This is a genomic window from Pseudomonas sp. o96-267, assembly GCF_003935465.1.
Lineage (GTDB): Bacteria > Pseudomonadota > Gammaproteobacteria > Pseudomonadales > Pseudomonadaceae > Aquipseudomonas > Aquipseudomonas sediminis.
Map to the genome: position 1 here is coordinate 1 of NZ_RHQP01000091.1, position 1,113 is coordinate 1,113.

The following is a 1,113-nucleotide window of genomic DNA, read 5'->3' on the forward strand; positions in this document are numbered from 1 at the left end:
GGCGGCGGCAAAAACTGAGTGCAACACCTGACCTTTCCGGTACGGTGCTGCCCCTATGTCTTATACCGAACTCAGCGTTGAAGAGCGCGCCACCATTCAAATCGGTCGTATCCAAGGCTTCAGCCTGCGCAGGATTGCCTGCTTGATCAACCGATCCCCTTCGACCATCAGCCGTGAGCTGCGCCGTAACCGAGGTGCTTGCGGTGGCTACTCGGCCCGCCTGGCCCAGCAGCAAATGCAGGCCCGCCGCCAGGTTTGTCGACCGATGCGAAAACTGTTGCCGGGTAGCGAGCGCTTCGAACTGGTGACCCATATGCTGCGTGAGCGTTTGTCTCCCGAGCAGATTGCCGGCAAGCTGCGCAGCATGAACATACCCAACCTGCGAGATGCCTACGTCTGTCGCGAGACGATCTACAACGCGATCTATGCCCTGCCAGTGGGTGAGCTGCGTAAGGAGCTGATCATCTGTCTGCGCCAAGGCAAGACGACGCGCCGGCCGCGCTCTGGTGGCGTGGATCGGCGCGGCCAGATCCCCGAGATGGTCAGTATTCATGTGCGCCCGCCGGAGATTGAAGACAGGCTGATGCCGGGGCATTGGGAAGGCGACCTCATCAAGGGTAAGGCCAACGCCTCGTCCGTCGGTACGCTGGTGGAACGCACCAGTGGCTACCTGATGTTGGTGAAGATGAACGACGCGACGGCGACTTCGGCGCTGGAAGGCTTCAGCGCCGCGCTCAATAGCATGCCGCTGGAGATGCGCAAGAGCATGACTTACGACCAGGGCCGGGAGATGGCGCGACACGCCGAGATCACCCAAAGAACCGGCGTGGCGATCTACTTCTGCGACCCGCACAGCCCCTGGCAGCGCGGCAGCAACGAAAACATCAATGGCCTGATCCGCCAGTACCTGCCCAAAGGCACAGACCTGTCGGTACACAGCCAGGAGGAGCTGGACGCCATTGCGCTGCAACTGAACATGCGACCGCGCAAGCGCTTCGACTTCAAATGCCCCATCGAGGTGATGGGAGAGGTCATGCAAAATGCCATGGCAATGCGGCATGATGCTCCGGCTTCAATTCAATAACCGTGTTGCACTCAGCTCCTGCAACCGCC

1 protein-coding gene is annotated in these 1,113 nt (G+C 60.6%); it reads left to right on the forward strand.

Going from position 1 to position 1,113, the window contains the following annotated elements; all coding sequences use genetic code 11:
* The first annotated feature begins 55 nt into the window (after nucleotides 1-55).
* Nucleotides 56-1,084: an IS30-like element ISPsp7 family transposase gene (locus EGJ86_RS24865; protein WP_031638226.1), complete on the forward strand. Its 1,029-nt coding sequence runs from the start codon at nucleotides 56-58 to the stop codon at nucleotides 1,082-1,084.
* Nucleotides 1,085-1,113: the final 29 nt, after the last annotated feature.

Coding starts and splice junctions, on each gene's coding strand:
- EGJ86_RS24865 (WP_031638226.1), top strand. CDS start 56: ATGTCTTATACCGAACTCAGCGTTGAAGAGCGCGCCACCATTCAAATC.